Origin of the sequence: Pseudomonas sp. LAIL14HWK12:I7 (assembly GCF_000483465.1) — a bacterium.
In the GTDB taxonomy this organism is placed as follows: Bacteria; Pseudomonadota; Gammaproteobacteria; order Pseudomonadales; family Pseudomonadaceae; genus Aquipseudomonas; species Aquipseudomonas kermanshahensis.
Map to the genome: position 1 here is coordinate 23,528 of NZ_AXYZ01000017.1, position 19,114 is coordinate 42,641.

Consider the following 19,114-nt stretch of genomic DNA (forward strand, 5'->3'; position numbering starts at 1 on the left):
ATGCCGCATATTCTGATCGTCGAAGACGAAACCATCATCCGCTCGGCCCTGCGTCGCCTGCTCGAGCGGAACCAGTACCAAGTCAGCGAAGCCGGCTCGGTGCAGGAAGCCCAGGAACGCTTCAGCATTGCCACCTTCGACCTGATCGTCAGCGACCTGCGCCTGCCAGGCGCGCCTGGCACCGAGCTGATCAAGCTTGGCCAGGGCACCCCGGTGCTGATCATGACCAGCTACGCCAGCCTGCGCTCGGCGGTGGACTCGATGAAAATGGGCGCGGTGGACTACATCGCCAAGCCCTTCGACCACGACGAGATGCTCCAGGCCGTGGCGCGCATCCTGCGCGACCGGCAAAACGCGCCTGCTGCCGCACCGGCTGCAGAACCGCGGGGCAACGGCAAGGCGGCCGCGGCCGACAAAGGCAATAGCGCGTCTGCCAATGGCGAGATCGGCATCATCGGCTCGTGCCCGCCCATGCAGGACATGTACAGCAAGATCCGCAAAGTCGCACCGACCGATTCCAATGTCCTGATCCAGGGCGAATCGGGTACCGGTAAAGAGCTGGTCGCCCGTGCCCTGCACAACCTGTCACGCCGGGCCAAGGCACCGATGATCTCAGTGAACTGCGCGGCCATCCCGGAGACGCTGATCGAGTCCGAGTTGTTCGGTCACGAAAAAGGTGCCTTCACCGGCGCCAGCGCAGGGCGCGCCGGGCTGGTCGAAGCGGCGGACGGCGGCACCTTGTTCCTCGACGAAATCGGCGAATTGCCCCTCGAAGCCCAGGCGCGCCTGTTGCGCGTGTTGCAGGAAGGCGAAATCCGCCGGGTGGGCTCGGTGCAATCGCAGAAGGTCGATGTGCGCCTGATTGCGGCCACCCACCGCGACCTGAAAAACCTGGCCAAGGCCGGCCAGTTCCGTGAAGACCTTTATTACCGCCTGCACGTTATCGCCCTGAAGTTGCCTGCCCTGCGCGAGCGCGGCAGCGACGTCAACGAGATCGCCAGTGCCTTCCTGGCCCGCCAGAGCGCACGGATTGGCCGGGATGACCTGCATTTTTCCGCCGATGCCGAGCAAGCGATTCGTCATTACAGCTGGCCGGGTAACGTGCGCGAGCTGGAAAACGCCGTGGAGCGTGCGGTGATTCTGAGCGAGAGCGCAGAAATTTCCGCCGACCTGCTGGGTATCGACATCGAGCTGAGCGACCTGGAAGACGACGACATCCTCGACAACGCCCTGGCCGTGGCCAGTGCGGGCAATGCCAGCCATGAGCCTACCGAGGACTTGTCGCTGGAGGATTACTTCCAGCACTTCGTGCTCGAACACCAGGACCACATGACCGAGACCGAGCTTGCCCGCAAGCTTGGCGTCAGCCGCAAATGCCTGTGGGAACGCCGCCAGCGCCTGGGTATCCCGCGACGCAAGAGCAACGCCACCAGCGAGTAACACGCTTTGGGCCTGACCGGCCCTTTCGCGGGTAAGCCCGCTCCCACAGGTTCTTCACCGCCTTTGAGAACGGTAAAGAACCTGTGGGCGGGCTTGCCCGCGAAAGGGCCGGCAAAAACCACTACGCACACCCTAGGTAACACATCAGTACCCGCGAAAATCTGTTACCCAAGCTTTCAGGCGTAACAGTTCCCGAGGTGTACGGTAACGAAACCCCGCCATTTTCGGCCTGCCAAAAATCTGCGAAATCCTCCAAACCCTTGATTTCATTGGGTTTCGAAAAGTTGGCACGGCACCTGCTATATGCTTAGTACAAAAACAATAACAAGCACTGCAACTCAGAATAAGAACAAGACGAAACGGCTCACGCACAATAAAAACAAGACGGCGGAGGCGCAGCTAACTGATTCTTTTGGAGAGGATGCGTGTTTGGGGCTTGCCCCACGACCAGGCAGAGAACAACAAAAACTGCACTAAAAAGCAGCGCCTGAACTGGTTGGATCGACAGATCAACGTGACATCAGCGGCCAAAGCAATCCGTTTGCTCTTTACCCCTGGATTAGGGGTCGTCCACAAGCTTTGCGATTTGTGGACAGGGCACTCAACAAAAACAAGAAGCCCAGCAAAAAAAATAATAAGAGCACGCAACGACTTCTTGGGGAGCTTAGGCTCCCCTTGTCGTTTCTCCCTTCTGGCAGGCATCCTGCTACCCGCCTACACCACTCCTTGAGTAAATGCTAGAATCCCCGCCCATCATGCGGCCATTCTCCTATTCTTGGCCGAACATTCCTTCAAACAGTGCATCCCATGCTGAAGAAGCTGTTCCAGTCGTTCCGCCCTCCCGTACCGGGCCAGCACCACAGGCGCACCACGCCTGAGGTGATCAACAAGAGCCAACACTCGCTGCAACGCCACCAGTTCAGCCGCCACGCGGTGAACATCGTAGAGCGCCTGCAGAGTGCGGGCTACCAGGCTTACCTGGTCGGTGGCTGTGTCCGCGACCTGATGCTTGGCATCACCCCAAAAGACTTCGACGTCGCCACCAGCGCCACCCCTGAACAGGTCCGTGCCGAGTTCCGCAACGCGCGTATCATTGGTCGCCGCTTCAAGTTGGTCCACGTGCATTTCGGCCGTGAGATCATCGAAGTCGCCACTTTCCGCGCCCACCACTCGGAAGACGATCAAGGTGATACCCACCGTTCGTCGCACAACGCCAGTGGTCGCATCCTGCGTGACAACGTGTACGGCACCTTGGAAGAAGACGCGCAACGCCGCGACTTCACCATCAATGCCCTCTACTACGATCCGGTCAGCGAACGCATCCTCGATTACGCCAACGGCGTGCACGATGTGCGTAACCGCCTGCTGCGCCTGATCGGTGACCCGACCCATCGCTACCAGGAAGACCCGGTGCGCATGCTGCGGGCCGTGCGTTTCGCTGCCAAGCTCGACTTCGGCATCGAAAAGCACACGGTCCAGCCGATCCGTGAACTGGCGCCGATGCTGCGCGAAATCCCCCCGGCACGCCTGTTCGAGGAAAGCCTCAAGCTGTTCCTCTCCGGCCAAGGTGCGATGGCCTTCGAAATGCTGGTCGACCTGCAGCTGTTCGAGCCGTTGTTCCCGGCCAGCGCGCACGCCCTGGACGAGCGCCCTACCTACACCCACACCTTGATCAGCCAGGCGCTGAACAACACCGATCTGCGTGTGAAGCAGGGCAAACCGGTCACCCCAGCCTTCCTCTTCGCTGCGCTGCTCTGGCCCGCCCTGCCGGCCCGTGTGCTGCACCTGCAAAACCAAGGTGTGCCACCGATCCCGGCCATGAACGGCGCAGCTCACGACCTGATCGCCGAACAGTGCGCACGCATTGCCATCCCGAAGCGTTTCACCCTGCCGATCCGCGAAATTTGGGACATGCAGGAACGCCTGCCACGTCGCAGCGGCAAACGTGCCGACCAGTTGCTCGACAACCCGCGCTTCCGTGCCGGTTACGACTTCCTGCTGCTGCGTGAAAGCGCGGGTGAAGAAACCGACGACCTCGGCCAATGGTGGACTGACTACCAGGATGCCAATGACAGCGAGCGCCGCGAGATGATTCGCGAGCTGGGCAGCCGTGACGAAGGCACCGGCGCTGGCCCACGCAAGCGCAAACGTAGCGCCAGCAAGCGTAAGCGTGGTGGCGAAGAGGCGTTCGAGTGACCACGCGCGCTTACATCGGCCTGGGCAGCAACCTGGACGAGCCTGCAGAACAACTGCAGAACGCTTTCCAGGCGCTCGACCAGGCCACCGGCACCCGCCTGGTGGCCACTTCGAGCCTGTTCACCAGTGACTCGCTGCTGCCTGGCCAGCCGCGCTACACCAATGCCGTGGCTGCGCTCGACACCTCGCTCGAGCCGCTGGCGCTGCTCGATGCCCTGCAGGCCATCGAAAATGACCAGGGCCGTGTGCGCAAAGAGCGTTGGGGCCCGCGCACGCTCGACCTGGATATCCTGCTGTTCGGCGACCACCTGATCGACGTGCCGCGCTTGCAGGTGCCGCACTACCACATGCACGCCCGCGCCTTCGTGCTCTACCCATTGGCCGAACTGGTGCCCGCAGGCTTCTGCCTGCCCGATGGCCGCGACCTCGCCCAACTCATCAGTGCCTGCCCGTTCGTCGGCCTCGAGCGCCTGTAATTCGGGCGCTGCAGGCGGCGGTAACGCCAGTAACACCCTGATCGTAACAATGCGGTAACAGGGTGATTGACTTCCCCCACCTCGCTCACGACTATAGGCGTCCCGTGTGGCACCCAAGTGCCGCATACCCGTATTTAGGCCCGGACGGACCTGTGCCCGAACATCACGCGCGATGATGTGCCGCTCCGGAAGATGACTACACGCGTTGTATGCAGTCGTTTTAACAGCGCCTGAACGAGGATTTTCCTACATGCCTGAAGTAACCCTGACCACCCTGCATGGCCTGAAGGCCAAGGGTGAAAAAATCACCATGCTGACCTGCTACGACGCGACCTTCGCCAAGGTTGCCAGCCAGGCCGGTGTCGAAGTGTTGCTGGTGGGCGACTCGCTGGGGATGGTCCTGCAGGGCCATGACAGCACGCTGCCTGTCACCACCCAGGAAATGGCCTACCACACTGCCTGCGTCAAACGTGGCAACGATGGCGCGCTGATTCTGGCCGACCTGCCGTTCATGGCCCACGCCACCCCCGAACAGGCCTTTGCCAACTGCGCCACGCTGATGCAGGCCGGCGCCCACATGATCAAGCTCGAAGGCGCTGCCTGGCTGGCCGAGACCATTCGCCTGCTGGCTGAACGTGGCGTGCCGGTGTGCGCGCACATGGGCCTGACCCCACAAACCGTCAATGTGCTGGGCGGTTACAAGGTGCAGGGCCGTCAGGAAGCCCAGGCGCGGCAGATGCGTGCCGACGCCATTGCCTTGGAACAGGCCGGCGCGGCCATGCTGCTGCTGGAGTGCGTACCAAGCGAACTGGCGGCAGAAATCACCCAGGCCGTGAGCATTCCGGTCATCGGCATTGGCGCCGGTAGCGCGACCGACGGCCAGGTGCTGGTCCTGCACGACATGCTTGGCCTGTCGCTGAGCGGCCGGGTGCCGAAGTTCGTGAAAAACTTCATGGCCGGCCAGCCGGACATCGAAAGCGCCCTCGCCGCCTACGTGACGGCGGTCAAGGACGTAAGCTTCCCTGCCAGCGAACACGGGTTCAGCGCATGAACACAGTCAAGACTGTCCGTGAACTGCGCGCCGCCGTTGGCCGCGCGCGTGGCGAAGGCAAGCGCATCGCGTTCGTGCCGACCATGGGCAACCTGCACAGCGGCCATGCCGCGCTGGTGACCAAGGCCGCCCAGCGGGCCGACTTTGTCGTTGCCAGTATCTTCGTCAACCCGCTGCAGTTCGGCGCCAACGAAGACCTCGCCACCTATCCACGTACCCTTGCAGCCGACCAGGAGCGCTTGCTCCAGGCCGGCTGCAACCTGCTGTTCGCACCAACCGTCGAAGAGATGTACCCCGACGGCATGAGCGTGCAAACCCGGGTCAGCGTCCCCCACCTTTCCGAAGGCCTGTGCGGCGCCAGCCGGCCAGGGCATTTCGAGGGTGTGGCAACAGTGGTCAGCAAGCTGTTCAACATGGTCCAGCCAGACCTAGCCGTGTTCGGCGAAAAAGACTTCCAGCAGCTGGCAGTGATCCGCGCCATGGTACGCGACCTGAACATGCCCATCCAGATCATCGGTGAGCCGACCGTGCGCGCTGACGATGGCCTGGCGCTGTCGTCACGCAATGGTTACCTCACCCCCGAGCAGCGTGTTACCGCACCTGCACTGTACCGCACCCTGCAGCACATCGGGGCGGCCATTGGCCGTGGCCAGCGTGATTTTGCCGCGCTGGTGGCCGACGGCCAGGCGCAACTGACCGCCGCCGGGTTCCGCCCGGACTACCTGGAAGTGCGCCATGCCGTGAGCCTGCGCCCGGCCATGATCGATGATCGCGACCTGGTGGTGATTGCCGCCGCTTACCTGGGTAACACCCGGTTGATCGACAACCTGTACCTGCACGTGGAAGACAAGACCGCGTAAACCTTCGGGGGCTGCCTCGCGGCCCCTTCATAACCCCTCACGCCCCCATTCCCCCCGCGCCGCCAATGCCTATAATGACTGCCTGCAACTGACAGCCGTGGCCAATGTCCAAGGCCTCACAACGCACCAAGGAACCCTGAGCAATGGCGTATTACCGTACTCCCCATGATGTGACGGCCCTGCCCGCCTGGCAGGCGCTTCAGCAACACCGCGACGCCATGCAAGACTTCAGCATGCGTGAAGCCTTCGCCGCCGATGCCAAGCGTTTTGATCAGTTCTCCCTGAGCAGCTGCGGCCTGTTCCTCGACTACTCGAAAAACCTGATCACCGAGCAAAGCCGCGACCTGCTGGTGAACCTGGCCAACGAAGTCGGCCTGCAGGATGCGATCAAGTCGATGTTCAGCGGCGAGATCATCAACGCCTCCGAAGGCCGTCCGGTGCTGCACACCGCCCTGCGCCGCCCGGTGGGCGACAAGCTCAGCGTCAACGGCGTCAACGTGATGCCAGAAGTGCACAAGGTGCTCAACCAGATCACCGAGCTGGTCGGGCGCATTCACGATGGCCTGTGGCGCGGTTACAGCGAAAAGCCGATCACCGACGTGGTCAACATCGGCATCGGCGGCTCGTTCCTCGGCCCGGAACTGGTCTCCGAAGCACTGCTGCCCTACGCACAACGCGGCGTACGCTGCCATTACCTGGCGAACATCGACGGCAGTGAGTTCCACGAACTGTCGGCCAACCTGCGCGCCGAAACCACCCTGTTCATTGTTTCGTCGAAATCGTTCAACACCCTCGAAACACTGAAGAACGCCATGGCCGCGCGCACCTGGTACCTGGCCCAGGGCGGCTCGGAAGCAGAGCTGTATCGCCACTTCATCGCCGTTTCCAGCAACAAGGCCGCCGCCGTCGCCTTCGGTATCCGTGAAGAGAACATCTTCCCGATGTGGGACTGGGTGGGTGGGCGTTATTCGCTGTGGTCAGCCATCGGCCTGCCGATCGCCCTGGCCATCGGCACCGCCAACTTCAAGGAGCTGCTGTCGGGTGCCTACACCATGGACCAGCACTTCCAGACCGCGCCGTTCGACAAGAACATGCCGGTGCTGCTGGCCCTGCTGGGCGTCTGGTATGGCAACTTCTGGGGCGCCCGCAGCCACGCGATCCTGCCGTACGACCACTACCTGCGCAACATCACCAAGCACTTGCAACAGCTGGACATGGAGTCCAACGGCAAGAGCGTGCTGCAAGACGGCACGCCGGTGCATACCGAAACCGGCCCGGTGATCTGGGGTGGCGTGGGCTGTAACGGCCAGCACGCCTACCACCAGTTGCTGCACCAGGGTACCCACCTTATTCCTGCTGACTTCATCGTGCCGGTGGTGAGCTTCAACCCGGTGGCCGACCACCATCAGTGGCTGTACGCCAACTGCCTGTCGCAGAGCCAGGCGCTGATGCTCGGCAAAACCCGCGATGAAGCCGAGACCGAGTTGCGCGCCAAAGGCCTGAACGAAGCCGACATCGAGAAGCTGGCCCCGCACAAGGTGATCCCGGGCAACCGCCCGAGCAACACCCTGGTGGTCGAACGCATCAGCCCACGCCGCTTGGGCGCACTGGTGGCGATGTATGAGCACAAGGTCTTCGTGCAGAGCGTGATCTGGGGCATCAACGCCTTTGACCAATGGGGCGTGGAACTGGGCAAAGAGCTGGGCAAAGGTGTCTACCAGCGCCTTGTCGGCAGCCAGGAAGACAGCGCCGAAGATGGCTCTACCCAGGGCCTGATCAACTACTTCCGCGGCCGTCACCGCGGTTGATCTGAAGCCTTTGCCGGCTTCTTCGCGGGCATGCCCGCGAAGCGGCCAGCACAGGTTGAACACCTCTCCCAGCTACACTGTCCAATCGAATAGCCGTTGCAGTCCATCGCCCCCGACAAGCGCAAGGACCACCCGCCATGTTCGATATCCGCGACTACCCCCAGGCCCTGGCCGTCAGCCAGTCCGCCGCCCTCACTGACGACGATTACCGCCGCCTCTACCGCCAATCGGTGGAAGACCCCGACACCTTCTGGGCCGAACAGGCCAAACGCCTGGACTGGATCAAACCCTGGTCGAGCGTGCAACAGTGCGACCTGAAAACCGGCCAGGCACGCTGGTTCGACGGTGGCCAGTTGAACGTGAGCTACAACTGCATCGACCGCCATCTGGCCACACGCGGTGAACAGACTGCCCTGCTCTGGGAGGGCGACGACCCGCAAGACGCCAAAGCCATCACCTACCGCGAACTGCACCGCCAGGTCTGCCGCTTGGCCAACGCCCTGAAGGCACGCGGCGTGAAGAAAGGCGACCGGGTGTGTATCTACATGCCGATGATTCCCGAGGCCGCCTTCGCCATGCTCGCCTGCACCCGGCTGGGCGCCGTGCACTCGGTGGTGTTCGGCGGCTTCTCGCCCGATGCCCTGCGTGACCGCATCCTTGATGCCGACTGCCGTACCGTGATCACCGCCGATGAAGGCATCCGCGGTGGCAAGCGCATTCCACTGAAGCTGAACGTCGACAAGGCCCTGGCCAGTTGCCCGAATGTCAGCAGCGTATTCGTTGTCCGGCGGACCGGGGGTGATGTGGCCTGGAGCGAGGGCCGCGACCTCTGGTATCACCAGGTGACGGAACATGCTGGCGACGACTGCCCACCTGAACCGATGGCAGCCGAAGACCCACTGTTCATCCTCTACACCTCCGGCAGCACCGGCAAACCCAAGGGCGTCCTGCACACCACTGCCGGCTACCTGCTGCAGGCCACCATGACCTTCAAGGTGGTGTTCGATTACCGCGAGGGCGAAGTGTTCTGGTGCACCGCCGATGTAGGCTGGGTCACCGGCCACAGCTACATCGTCTATGGCCCGCTGGCCAATGGCGCGATTTCGCTGATGTTCGAAGGGGTACCCAACTACCCCGACACCTCGCGCTTCTGGCAGGTGGTCGACAAGCATCAGGTCAACATCTTCTACACCGCGCCAACGGCCTTGCGCGCCCTGATGCGCGAAGGCTCCGGGCCACTCCGGAGCACCTCACGCAAAAGCCTGCGCCTGCTCGGCAGCGTCGGCGAACCGATCAATCCGGAAGCGTGGGAATGGTACTTCGAAGAAGTCGGCCAAAAGCGCTGCCCGATCGTCGATACCTGGTGGCAGACCGAAACCGGCGGCATCATGCTCACGCCCCTGCCCAGCACGCAACGGCTCAAACCAGGCTGCGCGACCCAACCCATGTTCGGCGTACAGCCGGTGCTGCTGGATGAAAAAGGCACCCCCATTGAAGGCCCTGGCGCTGGCGTGCTGGCCATCAAGGCCAGCTGGCCCGGGCAGATTCGCAGCGTCTATGGTGACCACCAGCGCATGGTCGAAACCTATTTCAAACCCATGCCCGGCTACTATTTCACCGGCGACGGTGCACGCCGCGATGCCGACGGCGACTACTGGATCACCGGGCGCATCGACGACGTGATCAACGTCTCCGGCCACCGCATCGGCACCGCCGAAGTGGAAAGTGCACTGGTGTTGCACGACAGCGTCGCCGAGGCCGCGGTGGTGGGCTACCCCCATGACCTCAAGGGCCAGGGTGTGTATGCCTTCGTCACCCCCATGAACGGCGTCGACCCCAGCGACGCGCTCAAGGCCGAACTGCTGGCCTTGGTCAGCAAGGAAATCGGCAGCTTCGCCAAACCGGAACTGATCCAGTGGGCACCGGCGCTGCCCAAAACCCGCTCGGGCAAGATCATGCGGCGTATACTGCGCAAAATCGCCTGCAACGAGCTGGAAAACCTGGGCGATACCTCGACCCTGGCCGACCCGAGTGTGGTTCAGGGCTTGATCGACACACGTCTCAACCACTAGCTGGCGGCCCCTTTCATGGCCGCCCTGAACGACAGGTCGCCATGGAAGCCCTTCGCCGCCGCATCGAAACCCAGGTCATGAGCCTTACCGGGCTGGCCCTCGGCCAGCTCGACCTGGAATCGCCCAAGGGCGACCCTGGGCTGTTTGGCCCGCAGAGCATCAGCTGGCAAGTGCACGGCGATTTCCCAAGCATGCTGGTCGGCGGTATCAGTGCCCTCATGCTGCAACTGCTGCACCCGCTGGCGTTGGCCGGCGTGTGGGACCATTCGAACTTTCGCCAAGACCTGCTCGGCCGCTTGCGTCGCACCAGCCAGTTCATCTCCGGCACCACCTTTGGCTCGACCCGCGACGCCGAATGGCTGATCGAAAAAGTCCGCACCATCCACCTGCAAGTCACCGGCACCGCCGCCGATGGCCGCCAATATGCCGCCAGCGACCCGGGGTTGCTGACCTGGGTGCATGTGGCCGAAGTCAGCAGCTTCCTCGCGGCCCACCTGCGTTACCGCAACCCGCACCTGCCCCGCGCCGAGCAGGATGCCTACTACAACGAGATTGCCCTGATCGCCGAACGCCTGGGCGCGCGCGATGTGCCGCGCTCCTGCCAGCAGGTCGAGGACTACCTCAGGCACATGCGCCCGCAGCTGCAGTGCGATGCCCGCAGCCATGAGGTGGTCGACATCCTGCTTGCCGCCCCGGCGCCCAGCCGCCTGGCACAACCTGTCGGTAAGCTCATGCTGAACGCCGGCATCGACCTGCTGCCCGACTGGGCCCAAGCCATGCTCGGGCTGCAGCACGGGCCATTGCAGCGGCGCCTGATCCGCCTCGGCCTGCAACGCACTGCGCCGGTTTTGCGCTGGGCCATGCGCGATGGCTCGGCGCACCGGGCGAAACGGCGCATGGGTATCGAATGAGGCGAATCGGTCGCCTCAGCGGAACTGATTTAACCTGCCATACTCCAAGCACTCCTGCTTAGACAGACGAAGCGACACATGTACAAAGGATTGATTCGCGCCCTCGGCGCCATGGTGGCTCTCGTAGCCCTCTACAGCCTGCTCGGCTTCCTCATTCTCCCCGGTGTCGCACTGCGCATTGCCAATCAGCAATTGGCGCAATATGCCACCGTGCCTGCTCACCTGCAGCGCATCGAGCTCAACCCCTTCAGCCTCGAACTGACGCTGTGGGGCCTGCAAATTGGCGAACCTGGCAAGGAACAGGTCGGCTTCGAGCGGCTCTATGCCAACCTTGCGCTCGACAGCGTGTGGAAGGGTGCGGTGCACCTGACGGCGGTGGAGCTCGACAAACCGCGCAGCGAAGTGCTGTTCGCCAAGGGCGGGCAGCTCAACCTGACCCAGTTGTTCAAGCTGCCGCCCAGCGAAGCCAAGCCCGAGCAGCCGCCCAGCGACCCATTCCCGCTGCGCATCGGCAGCATCAAGCTCAAGGAAGGTTACCTGCACTTCCAGGACGAGCGCCCGAGCGAGCCGATCGAGTTTCTGTACGACAACATGAACCTGGAGCTGAAAAACCTCAGCACGCTCCCGGACGACAATGCCGACATGACCCTGGTAGCGAAGGGCCCGTACGGCGGGCAGATCGACTGGAGTGGCACCCTCAGCCTGTCGCCCATTGCTTCCGAAGGCACCCTGAAGGTCACCGACGGCAAGATGAAGGCGTTCTGGCCGTATGTGCGTGACGCCGTGCCACTGGTGCTGGAAGAAGGCGTCATCAGCCTCGACACTCATTACACCTTCAACCTGTCCAAAGAGACCGAGCTGCTGCTGAACAACACCTCGGTAAAAGTGGCGCCGTTCGCCATCAAGGCTCCGGATGGCCGCCAACTGGTACGCCTGGCCAACCTGGAGGTCAGTGACACCTCTATCGACCTGGCCAAGCAAAAAGTCATCGTCGGCAAGATTCGCAGCGACAAGCTCGAAACCTGGGCCGCGTTGGAAAAAGACGGCCAGCTCGACTGGCAGAAGCTGTTCGCCAGCCAACCGGCCAAGGCCACGCCGAAAGAAAAGGCCGAGCCCGCCGCCGCCGAACCTACGCCTGCAGAAAAAGCCGCCCAAGCGCCGAGCAAGCCGTGGCAAGTGCTGCTCAAGGACGTCCAGCTGCGCAACTACAACGTGCACCTGGCAGACCGTAGCCAGAAAGAACCGGTGGCACTGGATGTCGGCCCGCTCAATGTCGACCTGCAAGGCTTCGACAGCCTCAACCAGTCGCCTTTCACGCTCAAACTCGACACCGGTGTGGGCAAACAAGGCAAATTGCAGGCTGCCGGCCAAGTGAATCTGGCGCCTGTCTGGGCCAAGCTGGATGTCAGCACACGCGACATCGACCTGCGTGTGGCCCAGGCCTACATCAGCCCGTTCATTCTGCTGGAGCTGCGCAGCGGCATGCTTGCCAGCGACCTCAAGGTCGACCTGAAAAGCACCGAGCCACTGGCCTTCAACGTCACCGGCAAGGCCCAGGTCAACCAGTTGCATACCCTCGACACGATCAAGAGCCGCGACTTCGTGAAATGGCAGCAGGTAAACGTCGATGGCCTGTCCTATGTGCACGGTGATGCCCTGTCAATCGACAAGGTGACCTTGCTGCAGCCCTATGCCCGCTTCATCATCAACGAAGACCGCACCACCAACGTCAACGACCTGCTAATCCCGCAGCCGGCCGATGCGCCGGCAGCCAAAGCCGCGAAACCGGCCAGCAGCGACAAGCCATTGGGCATCCATATTGGCCAGATCGATATCAATGACGGCTCGGCCAACTTCGCCGACCTGTCCCTTACGCCCAACTTCGCCACCGCCGTGCAGCAGCTCAACGGCCAGATCGGCACCATCGACAACCGCAAGCCGAACCCGGCCAAGGTGGACATCAAGGGCAAGGTCGACCGCTATGCGCCGGTCACCATCAAAGGCGCGCTCAACCCGTTCAACCCGCTGGCCAGCCTGGATATCGCCACCAGCTTCAAGCGGGTCGAACTGACCACGCTGACGCCCTACTCCGGCAAGTTCGCGGGCTTCCGTATCCGCAAGGGGCGGCTCAACCTCGACCTGCATTACTTGATCACCAACGGCCAGCTCAAGGCCGAGAACAAAGTGGTGGTTGAGCAACTGCAGTTGGGCGAGAAGGTCGACAGCCCAGATGCCGTGGACCTGCCGATCCGCCTGGCGGTCGCGCTGCTCAAGGACACCGAGGGCAAGATTTCCATCGAGTTGCCGGTGACCGGTGACCTCAACAACCCGCAGTTCAGCGTCATGCCGATCGTCTGGCAAACCCTGCGCAACCTGGTGCTGCGCGCGGCCCAGGCACCCTTCAAGTTTATCGGCGGGCTGATTGCTGGCGGAGGCTCCGAAGACCTTGGCACTGTCGCGTTCGCCCCGGGCTCGAGTGAGCTCACGGGCGATGCCCAGTCCTCCCTGGACAAACTGGCCTCGGCGCTCAAAGAGCGTCCGGAACTGCGTCTGGAAATCGAAGGCACCAGTGCGCAGAGCAGCGACGGCCCGCTGATCGCCCAGCAGCGCCTGGACCGCGAATACCAGGCCACCTGGTACAAGATCCTGCAACGTCGTGGCGACAAGGTGCCTGCCAATGCTTCGATGCTGGTGGTCGACGACAGCGACAAGCCGGCGATGCTCGAAGGCATCTACCGCACCCGCCTGAAGCAGCAACCACCGGCCGAGTGGGAACAGCTTGGCCGCGACGAGCGCACTGCCAAGTTGCGCGAGGCGGTGATCAAGTCCTGGGCCGAAAGTGCCGCGTTGCTACGCACGCTGGGCCAGGAGCGGGCCAGCAGCATCAAGGACTACCTGGTGGACAAAGGCAAGCTGGAAGATGACCGGGTGTACTTCATCGACACGACCTTGGGCAAGGCCGAGAGTGATGGCCGGGTAATTACACCGATGCACCTGGATGCCGAATGAGCCAGTGCTCGCCCCTTCGCGGGTAAACCCGCTCCCACAGGTGCAGCGCTAGATTTGGAGGCTACACAGTTCGGGTGGGAGCGGGTTTACCCGCGAAGAGGCCAGTACAGTCAACCCAAGGCCATGCATTCAAACCAGCCGCTGCCCCGACACTGCCGGGTGATACAGCGGTTGCACCTTGTTCCCCGCCGGGTCCAGCAAATGGAAGCTGCGCGCCCCGTCACCGTGGTTGAACGGGCGGTCCAGCAGGGTCACCCCGTGCGCCTTGAAGTACTGGTACCAAGCCTCCAGCTCCTCCACGCTGTCGACGATGAAGCCGTAGTGATCGAGCGTCTGCAAGCCATTAGCGGCCCCGGCGCCGCGCCCCAATGACAGGTTGTCGTTACCGCAGGTCAGGTAGACCAGGTCTTCATTGGCGCGGTTGAGCACCTCCATGCCCAGCACGTCGACGTAAAAGCGCTCGCACTCCTCAAGGTTGGGTACCAACAAGGCAATGTGGCGCAAGCCGTTCAAGCGACCAGGGCGTTCAGGCAATTCAGACATTGGCGCGACTCCTTTTTTGTATACAATTCAAAACGGAATGTAAAACAAAAGGAGTGCCATGTGTATAGCCTGTTTATCAAGACACGCGTGAAGCCCGGTTGCGCCGAGGCTTTTCTGACGGCCATCAAGGTCAATGCCGCTGCATCAGTGGCCAACGAGCCAGGGTGCCTGGTATTCGACGTCTCCCAGGACCGCCTAGACCCCGAGGTCATCTACCTCTACGAGATCTACCAGGACGACGCCGCCTATGAAGCACACACCCAGACGGCACACTTTCGCGACAGCCGCCCACTGGTTGAGCCCTTGATCGCCGAGCAGGACTGCTTCGAAAGCGATGTAATCGCCCGCAACCCGGGCTTTTGAAGCAGCCAAAGAAAAGCCCCGGCACGTTGCCGAGGCTTTTTGTGTTGGTGGCCAAATCCTTTTGGCCGACGGGACGTCCCTTATTCGGACTTCAGGCCATCAGCCGAAACGGCCTGAACACCTTTGATCTTCTTGGCGATGGCAACTGCCATCTCTTTCTGCGCGTCAGTCACTGCCACATCAGAGGACAGCGAAACGACACCTTTGTTGGTTTCAACCTTGATGTCGCTGCCAGGTACACCTTTCTCGGTCATCAGGTCAGCCTTCACCTTGGTGGTGATCCAAGTATCGGAAGTAGCTTCCTTGGCTTTGGTCACCTCACCGGCCGCCAGCGTCATAGGGGCCTGGGTGGACTGTTGGGCAAATGCCGCATTAGCCATGGTCAGGGTCAGAGCGGTAGCAGTAGCGGCAGCAATGGCGAACTTCTTCATGTGAGTCACTCCTGTTTTTCGAAAGGTCTGCGCCGTTGTTCCTGGCTGCAGGTATGAAGGTAGTTGCATGTGCTGTGCCAGCTTTTCCTTTTCGCTTAAACACTTATAAATCAATGACTTAGCATTTTAATCCAGTTGCATGAGTCGTGCATTTTGCAACCTGCGAGGTAAACCTGCGTGCAAGATGCAACTGTACAAAAGGTTCCCGTCAGGCGAAAAAAAAGAGCCCCGAAGGGCTCTTTTTTCTATTGCGCGTCAGTCGCTTAGACGCCGGAGGCCTTGGCCGCGGCAACGTCTTTGATCGACAGCTTGATACGGCCGCGGTTGTCCACGTCCAGTACCAGCACTTCGACTTCCTGACCTTCTTTCAGAATGTCGGTGACTTTCTCGACGCGAGCATCGCTCAGCATGGAGATGTGCACCAGGCCATCTTTGCCAGGCAGGATGTTGACGAAGGCACCGAAGTCAACGATGCGCTCGACCTTACCCACATAGATCTTGCCGATTTCGGCTTCTGCAGTGATGCCCAGGATGCGCTGACGGGCTGCTTCAGCTGCTTCCTTGGTTTCGCCGAAGATCTTGATTGAGCCGTCGTCTTCGATGTCGATCGAAGCCTTGGTCTCTTCGCAGATGGCGCGAATGGTGGCGCCGCCTTTGCCGATGACGTCACGGATCTTGTCGGTGTCGATCTTCATCGCGATCATGGTCGGAGCGTTGGCCGACAGCTCGGTACGCGACTGGCCGATGATCTGGTTCATCTGACCGAGGATGTTCAGGCGCGCTTCCAGGGCTTGGCCCAGGGCGATTTCCATGATCTCTTCGGTGATGCCGTTGATCTTGATGTCCATCTGCAGTGCAGTAACGCCTTTGGCGGTACCGGCAACCTTGAAGTCCATGTCGCCCAGGTGGTCTTCGTCACCGAGGATGTCGGTCAGGACCGCGAATTTCTCGCCTTCCTTGACCAGGCCCATGGCGATACCGGCAACCGGCGCCTTCATCGGCACACCTGCGTCCATCAGTGCCAGGGAAGCACCGCAGACCGAAGCCATCGAGCTGGAACCGTTGGACTCGGTGATTTCCGAAACCACACGGATGGTGTACGGGAACACGTCAGCGGCAGGCAGCATGGCCTGGACCGAGCGACGGGCCAGACGGCCGTGGCCGATTTCGCGACGGCCAGCACCGCCCATACGACCACACTCGCCAACCGAGAACGGCGGGAAGTTGTAGTGCAGCATGAAGGGGTCTTTCTTCTCGCCTTCGAGGGTGTCCAGCAGCTGGGCGTCGCGGGCAGTACCCAGGGTCGCAACAACCAGGGCCTGGGTTTCGCCACGGGTGAACAGCGCCGAACCGTGAGTCTTCGGCAGGACGCCGACTTCGATGTTCAGCGGGCGAACGGTCTTGGTGTCACGGCCATCGATACGCGGCTTGCCGTTGACGATGTTCTCGCGAACGGTGCGGTATTCGATTTCGCCGAAGATTTCTTTGACTTCGGAAGCCGATGGCTGGCCTTCTTCACCGGAGAACTTGGCGATCGCCTGATCGCGCAGCTCGCCCAGGCGCGCGTAGCGGTCGGCCTTGACGGTGATGGTGTAGCCCTGCGAAACAGCCTCGCCGAATTCAGCGCGGATGGCGTTGAACAGCTCGGTGTTGGCAACGGCAGGTTTCCAGTCCCAGGTCGGCTTGGCAGCTTCGGCGGCCAGCTCTTTGACAGCCTGGATAACAGCCTGGAATTCGTCGTGGGCGAACAGAACAGCGCCCAACATCTGGTCTTCGGTCAGCTCTTGGGCTTCCGATTCAACCATCAGAACGGCGTCGGAGGTACCGGCAACGACCATGTCCAGGCTCGAGGCAGCCAGCTGCTCGTAGGTCGGGTTCAGCAGGTAGCCGGTGCTTTCGTGGAAAGCAACGCGGGCGGCGCCGATCGGGCCTTCGAACGGAATGCCGGAGATTGCCAGGGCAGCCGAGGTACCGATCATCGCAGCGATGTCCGGATCGGTCTTCTTGCTGGTGGAAACCACGGTGCAGACGACCTGGACTTCGTTCATGAAGCCTTCAGGGAACAGCGGACGGATCGGACGGTCGATCAGGCGCGAGGTCAGGGTCTCTTTCTCGGAAGGACGGCCTTCACGCTTGAAGAAACCACCTGGGATCTTGCCGGCGGCGTAGGTCTTTTCCTGGTAGTGGACCGACAGAGGGAAGAAACCCTTGCCTGGATCGGCTTGCTTGGCACCGACCACGGTCACCAGCACGGTGACGTCGTTGTCTACAGTGACCAGCACTGCGCCGGTGGCCTGACGGGCAATACGGCCCGTTTCGAGAGTAACGGTCGATTGACCGAACTGGAATGTCTTGATTACCGGGTTCACGGTTTCCTACCTTTTCAGTGGCTCTTGGGGGAACTGGTTTCTTGCGAATTCTTGGGCAGAACGGGGAATCGGCCCCATTGACCGTCCAGATACAACACGAGGCTGGGAGCCTGGCCGAAGCGCGGAAAACCGCACAACGTAACCAGGCTGCCAGCCTCGGAGATACGCATGGCGCGCCCAAAGACAACGCTGCCAGGCAGCGTTGCCAATGCATGAGACGCCATGCACACCACTGACCAGGCCGCTATTAGCGACGCAGGCCCAGGCGACCGATCAGGGCGCTGTAACGAGTGGTGTCTTTGCCCTTCAGGTAGTCCAGCAGCTTACGACGCTGGTTAACCATACGGATCAGGCCACGACGCGAGTGGTGGTCTTTACCGTTGGCCTTGAAGTGGCCTTGCAGCTTGTTGATGTTCGCGGTCAGCAGAGCAACCTGAACTTCCGGGCTACCAGTGTCGCCAGCTGCTTGCTGGAAGTCGGTAACGATTTGAGCTTTTTCTTCAACGCTGAGGGCCATTTGGCTTCTCCTGATAACGGATCCCGCGAACGGGGTCCAATAGGCCAGGGACAAATCCCTGTATTAATAAGAAAGGTGTGACCGTGCCTACTGACAGCCACCCTTGATTCCGTAGGGTTCAGCCGAAGCCTCGCCCTGCGGTTTCGGTCATTCCGACCGAATCAACCGACGTGGCGCAATGCGCCCGTCTTCACTCACTTCACCGATACCGATGAAGCGCGCGTTGTGATCTTGTACCCGGACCATGCCAAACTGCGGCGCATCCGGCGCGCGTACTGCCTGCCCATGCAGCCAGTAGAACGCACTGTGTTCAGACAGGCTGACCATTGGCCAGTCCTGCAACCCGCTGTCGGAAGGCATCAGGAAGCGATCAAGCGCTTCGTTGCCGCCTTCGGCATGGGCCTGTTCGAGTGCTTCGAGGGTCACCGTCTGTGCCAGTGCGAAGGGCCCGGCCTGGGTCCTGCGCAACTCTGCGACATAGGCGCCACAGCCCAGGGCTTCGCCGATATCCTCCACCAGGGTGCGGATATAGGTGCCTTTGCTGCATCCTACACTGAGCCGTGCACGGGTGCCTTCGCACTCGAGCAACTCCAAGCGGTTAATAGTAACAGAACGCGCCTCGCGCTCCACTACCTCTCCAGCACGTGCCAGTTTGTACAGCGGCTGGCCATCGCGCTTGAGTGCCGAGTACATCGGCGGTATCTGGCTGATTGGGCCGCGAAAACGTGGCAGCAGGGCCTCGATGTCGGCACGACCAACGGTCACCTCACGGGTCTGCAAAACCTCGCCTTCAGCATCGGCAGTATTGGTAGTCTGCCCCATCTGCATGACGGTTTCGTAGCCCTTGTCGGAATCGAGCAAGTACTGCGAAAACTTGGTCGCTTCGCCGAAGCACAGTGGCAGCACGCCGGTGGCCAGCGGATCGAGGCTGCCAGTGTGGCCAGCCTTCTCCGCATTGAGCAACCAGCGGACCTTCTGCAGTGCCGCGTTGGAGGTAAAGCCGAGCGGCTTGTCGAGCAGGATGATGCCGCTGACGTTGCGGCGAATACGTTTGACCTGGGCCACCGC

At 61.7% G+C, this 19,114-nt stretch carries 15 protein-coding genes; 10 read left to right on the plus strand and 5 right to left on the minus strand.

Annotated elements, in window-relative coordinates:
* The 9 genes from D886_RS0116785 (at position 1) to D886_RS0116825 (ending at position 13,823) form a co-directional block, all read left to right on the plus strand.
* Complete coding sequence (locus tag D886_RS0116785) at positions 1–1,440, plus strand: sigma-54 dependent transcriptional regulator (protein ID WP_027595009.1); 1,440 nt, start codon at positions 1–3, stop codon at positions 1,438–1,440.
* 807 nt (positions 1,441–2,247) lie between these two features.
* Positions 2,248–3,636: a polynucleotide adenylyltransferase PcnB gene (locus D886_RS0116790; protein ID WP_027595010.1), complete on the plus strand. Its 1,389-nt coding sequence runs from the start codon at positions 2,248–2,250 to the stop codon at positions 3,634–3,636.
* Positions 3,633–4,112 (plus strand): 2-amino-4-hydroxy-6-hydroxymethyldihydropteridine diphosphokinase, encoded by a 480-nt coding sequence (gene folK, locus D886_RS0116795; RefSeq protein ID WP_027595011.1) that lies wholly within the window; start codon positions 3,633–3,635, stop codon positions 4,110–4,112. The genes D886_RS0116790 and folK overlap by 4 nt, the downstream gene beginning before the upstream one ends.
* Before the next feature lie 250 nt (positions 4,113–4,362).
* The gene (gene panB, locus D886_RS0116800) at positions 4,363–5,163 is read left to right on the plus strand and encodes a 3-methyl-2-oxobutanoate hydroxymethyltransferase (RefSeq protein WP_027595012.1); all 801 of its coding nucleotides are present in this window, start codon (positions 4,363–4,365) and stop codon (positions 5,161–5,163) included.
* The gene (gene panC / locus D886_RS0116805; RefSeq protein WP_027595013.1) at positions 5,160–6,023 is read left to right on the plus strand and encodes a pantoate--beta-alanine ligase; all 864 of its coding nucleotides are present in this window, start codon (positions 5,160–5,162) and stop codon (positions 6,021–6,023) included. Before panB ends, panC begins: the two co-directional genes overlap by 4 nt.
* Positions 6,024–6,166: 143 nt before the next feature.
* Positions 6,167–7,831, plus strand: a complete 1,665-nt coding sequence (pgi, locus tag D886_RS0116810) for a glucose-6-phosphate isomerase (RefSeq protein WP_027595014.1) — start codon at positions 6,167–6,169, stop codon at positions 7,829–7,831.
* A gap of 137 nt (positions 7,832–7,968) precedes the next feature.
* Positions 7,969–9,903, plus strand: a complete 1,935-nt coding sequence (gene acs / locus D886_RS0116815; RefSeq protein ID WP_027595015.1) for an acetate--CoA ligase — start codon at positions 7,969–7,971, stop codon at positions 9,901–9,903.
* Positions 9,904–9,944: 41 nt separating this feature from the next.
* Complete coding sequence (locus D886_RS0116820; protein WP_027595016.1) at positions 9,945–10,814, plus strand: oxygenase MpaB family protein; 870 nt, start codon at positions 9,945–9,947, stop codon at positions 10,812–10,814.
* A gap of 78 nt (positions 10,815–10,892) precedes the next feature.
* Entirely contained in the window at positions 10,893–13,823 is a 2,931-nt protein-coding gene (locus D886_RS0116825; RefSeq protein WP_027595017.1) for a DUF748 domain-containing protein, read from the plus strand.
* Between the two features lie 129 nt (positions 13,824–13,952).
* On the opposite strand, the gene D886_RS0116830 is transcribed toward D886_RS0116825, so the two are convergent.
* On the minus strand, positions 13,953–14,366 hold the full coding sequence (locus D886_RS0116830; protein WP_027595018.1) for a VOC family protein: 414 nt from the start codon (positions 14,364–14,366) through the stop codon (positions 13,953–13,955).
* Positions 14,367–14,426: 60 nt separating this feature from the next.
* Between D886_RS0116830 and D886_RS0116835 the strand changes: the two genes are divergently transcribed.
* Positions 14,427–14,729, plus strand: coding sequence for a putative quinol monooxygenase (locus tag D886_RS0116835; protein WP_027595019.1), 303 nt, complete (start codon positions 14,427–14,429; stop codon positions 14,727–14,729).
* An 80-nt stretch (positions 14,730–14,809) separates the two neighbouring features.
* Here D886_RS0116835 and D886_RS0116840 read toward each other — a convergent pair whose 3' ends face one another.
* The 4 genes from D886_RS0116840 to truB all read right to left on the minus strand — a co-directional run bounded on the left by D886_RS0116840 (position 14,810) and on the right by truB (position 19,111).
* Positions 14,810–15,160, minus strand: a complete 351-nt coding sequence (locus D886_RS0116840) for a BON domain-containing protein (protein ID WP_012274238.1) — start codon at positions 15,158–15,160, stop codon at positions 14,810–14,812.
* A 263-nt stretch (positions 15,161–15,423) separates the two neighbouring features.
* On the minus strand, positions 15,424–17,529 hold the full coding sequence (gene pnp, locus D886_RS0116845) for a polyribonucleotide nucleotidyltransferase (RefSeq protein ID WP_027595020.1): 2,106 nt from the start codon (positions 17,527–17,529) through the stop codon (positions 15,424–15,426).
* Positions 17,530–17,776: 247 nt separating this feature from the next.
* On the minus strand, positions 17,777–18,046 hold the full coding sequence (gene rpsO, locus D886_RS0116850; RefSeq protein WP_012274241.1) for a 30S ribosomal protein S15: 270 nt from the start codon (positions 18,044–18,046) through the stop codon (positions 17,777–17,779).
* A 147-nt stretch (positions 18,047–18,193) separates the two neighbouring features.
* The gene (gene truB / locus D886_RS0116855; protein WP_027595021.1) at positions 18,194–19,111 is read right to left on the minus strand and encodes a tRNA pseudouridine(55) synthase TruB; all 918 of its coding nucleotides are present in this window, start codon (positions 19,109–19,111) and stop codon (positions 18,194–18,196) included.
* Positions 19,112–19,114 lie beyond the last annotated feature (3 nt).

Excerpts from the sequence above, each read along its gene's own strand:
- D886_RS0116785 (WP_027595009.1), top strand. The coding sequence starts at position 1 with ATGCCGCATATTCTGATCGTCGAAGACGAAACCATCATCCGCTCGGCC.
- D886_RS0116790 (WP_027595010.1), top strand. The coding sequence starts at position 2,248 with ATGCTGAAGAAGCTGTTCCAGTCGTTCCGCCCTCCCGTACCGGGCCAG.
- panB (WP_027595012.1), top strand. The coding sequence starts at position 4,363 with ATGCCTGAAGTAACCCTGACCACCCTGCATGGCCTGAAGGCCAAGGGT.
- panC (WP_027595013.1), top strand. The coding sequence starts at position 5,160 with ATGAACACAGTCAAGACTGTCCGTGAACTGCGCGCCGCCGTTGGCCGC.
- pgi (WP_027595014.1), top strand. The coding sequence starts at position 6,167 with ATGGCGTATTACCGTACTCCCCATGATGTGACGGCCCTGCCCGCCTGG.
- acs (WP_027595015.1), top strand. The coding sequence starts at position 7,969 with ATGTTCGATATCCGCGACTACCCCCAGGCCCTGGCCGTCAGCCAGTCC.
- D886_RS0116820 (WP_027595016.1), top strand. The coding sequence starts at position 9,945 with ATGGAAGCCCTTCGCCGCCGCATCGAAACCCAGGTCATGAGCCTTACC.
- D886_RS0116825 (WP_027595017.1), top strand. The coding sequence starts at position 10,893 with ATGTACAAAGGATTGATTCGCGCCCTCGGCGCCATGGTGGCTCTCGTA.
- D886_RS0116830 (WP_027595018.1), bottom strand. The coding sequence starts at position 14,366 with ATGTCTGAATTGCCTGAACGCCCTGGTCGCTTGAACGGCTTGCGCCAC.
- D886_RS0116840 (WP_012274238.1), bottom strand. The coding sequence starts at position 15,160 with ATGAAGAAGTTCGCCATTGCTGCCGCTACTGCTACCGCTCTGACCCTG.
- rpsO (WP_012274241.1), bottom strand. The coding sequence starts at position 18,046 with ATGGCCCTCAGCGTTGAAGAAAAAGCTCAAATCGTTACCGACTTCCAG.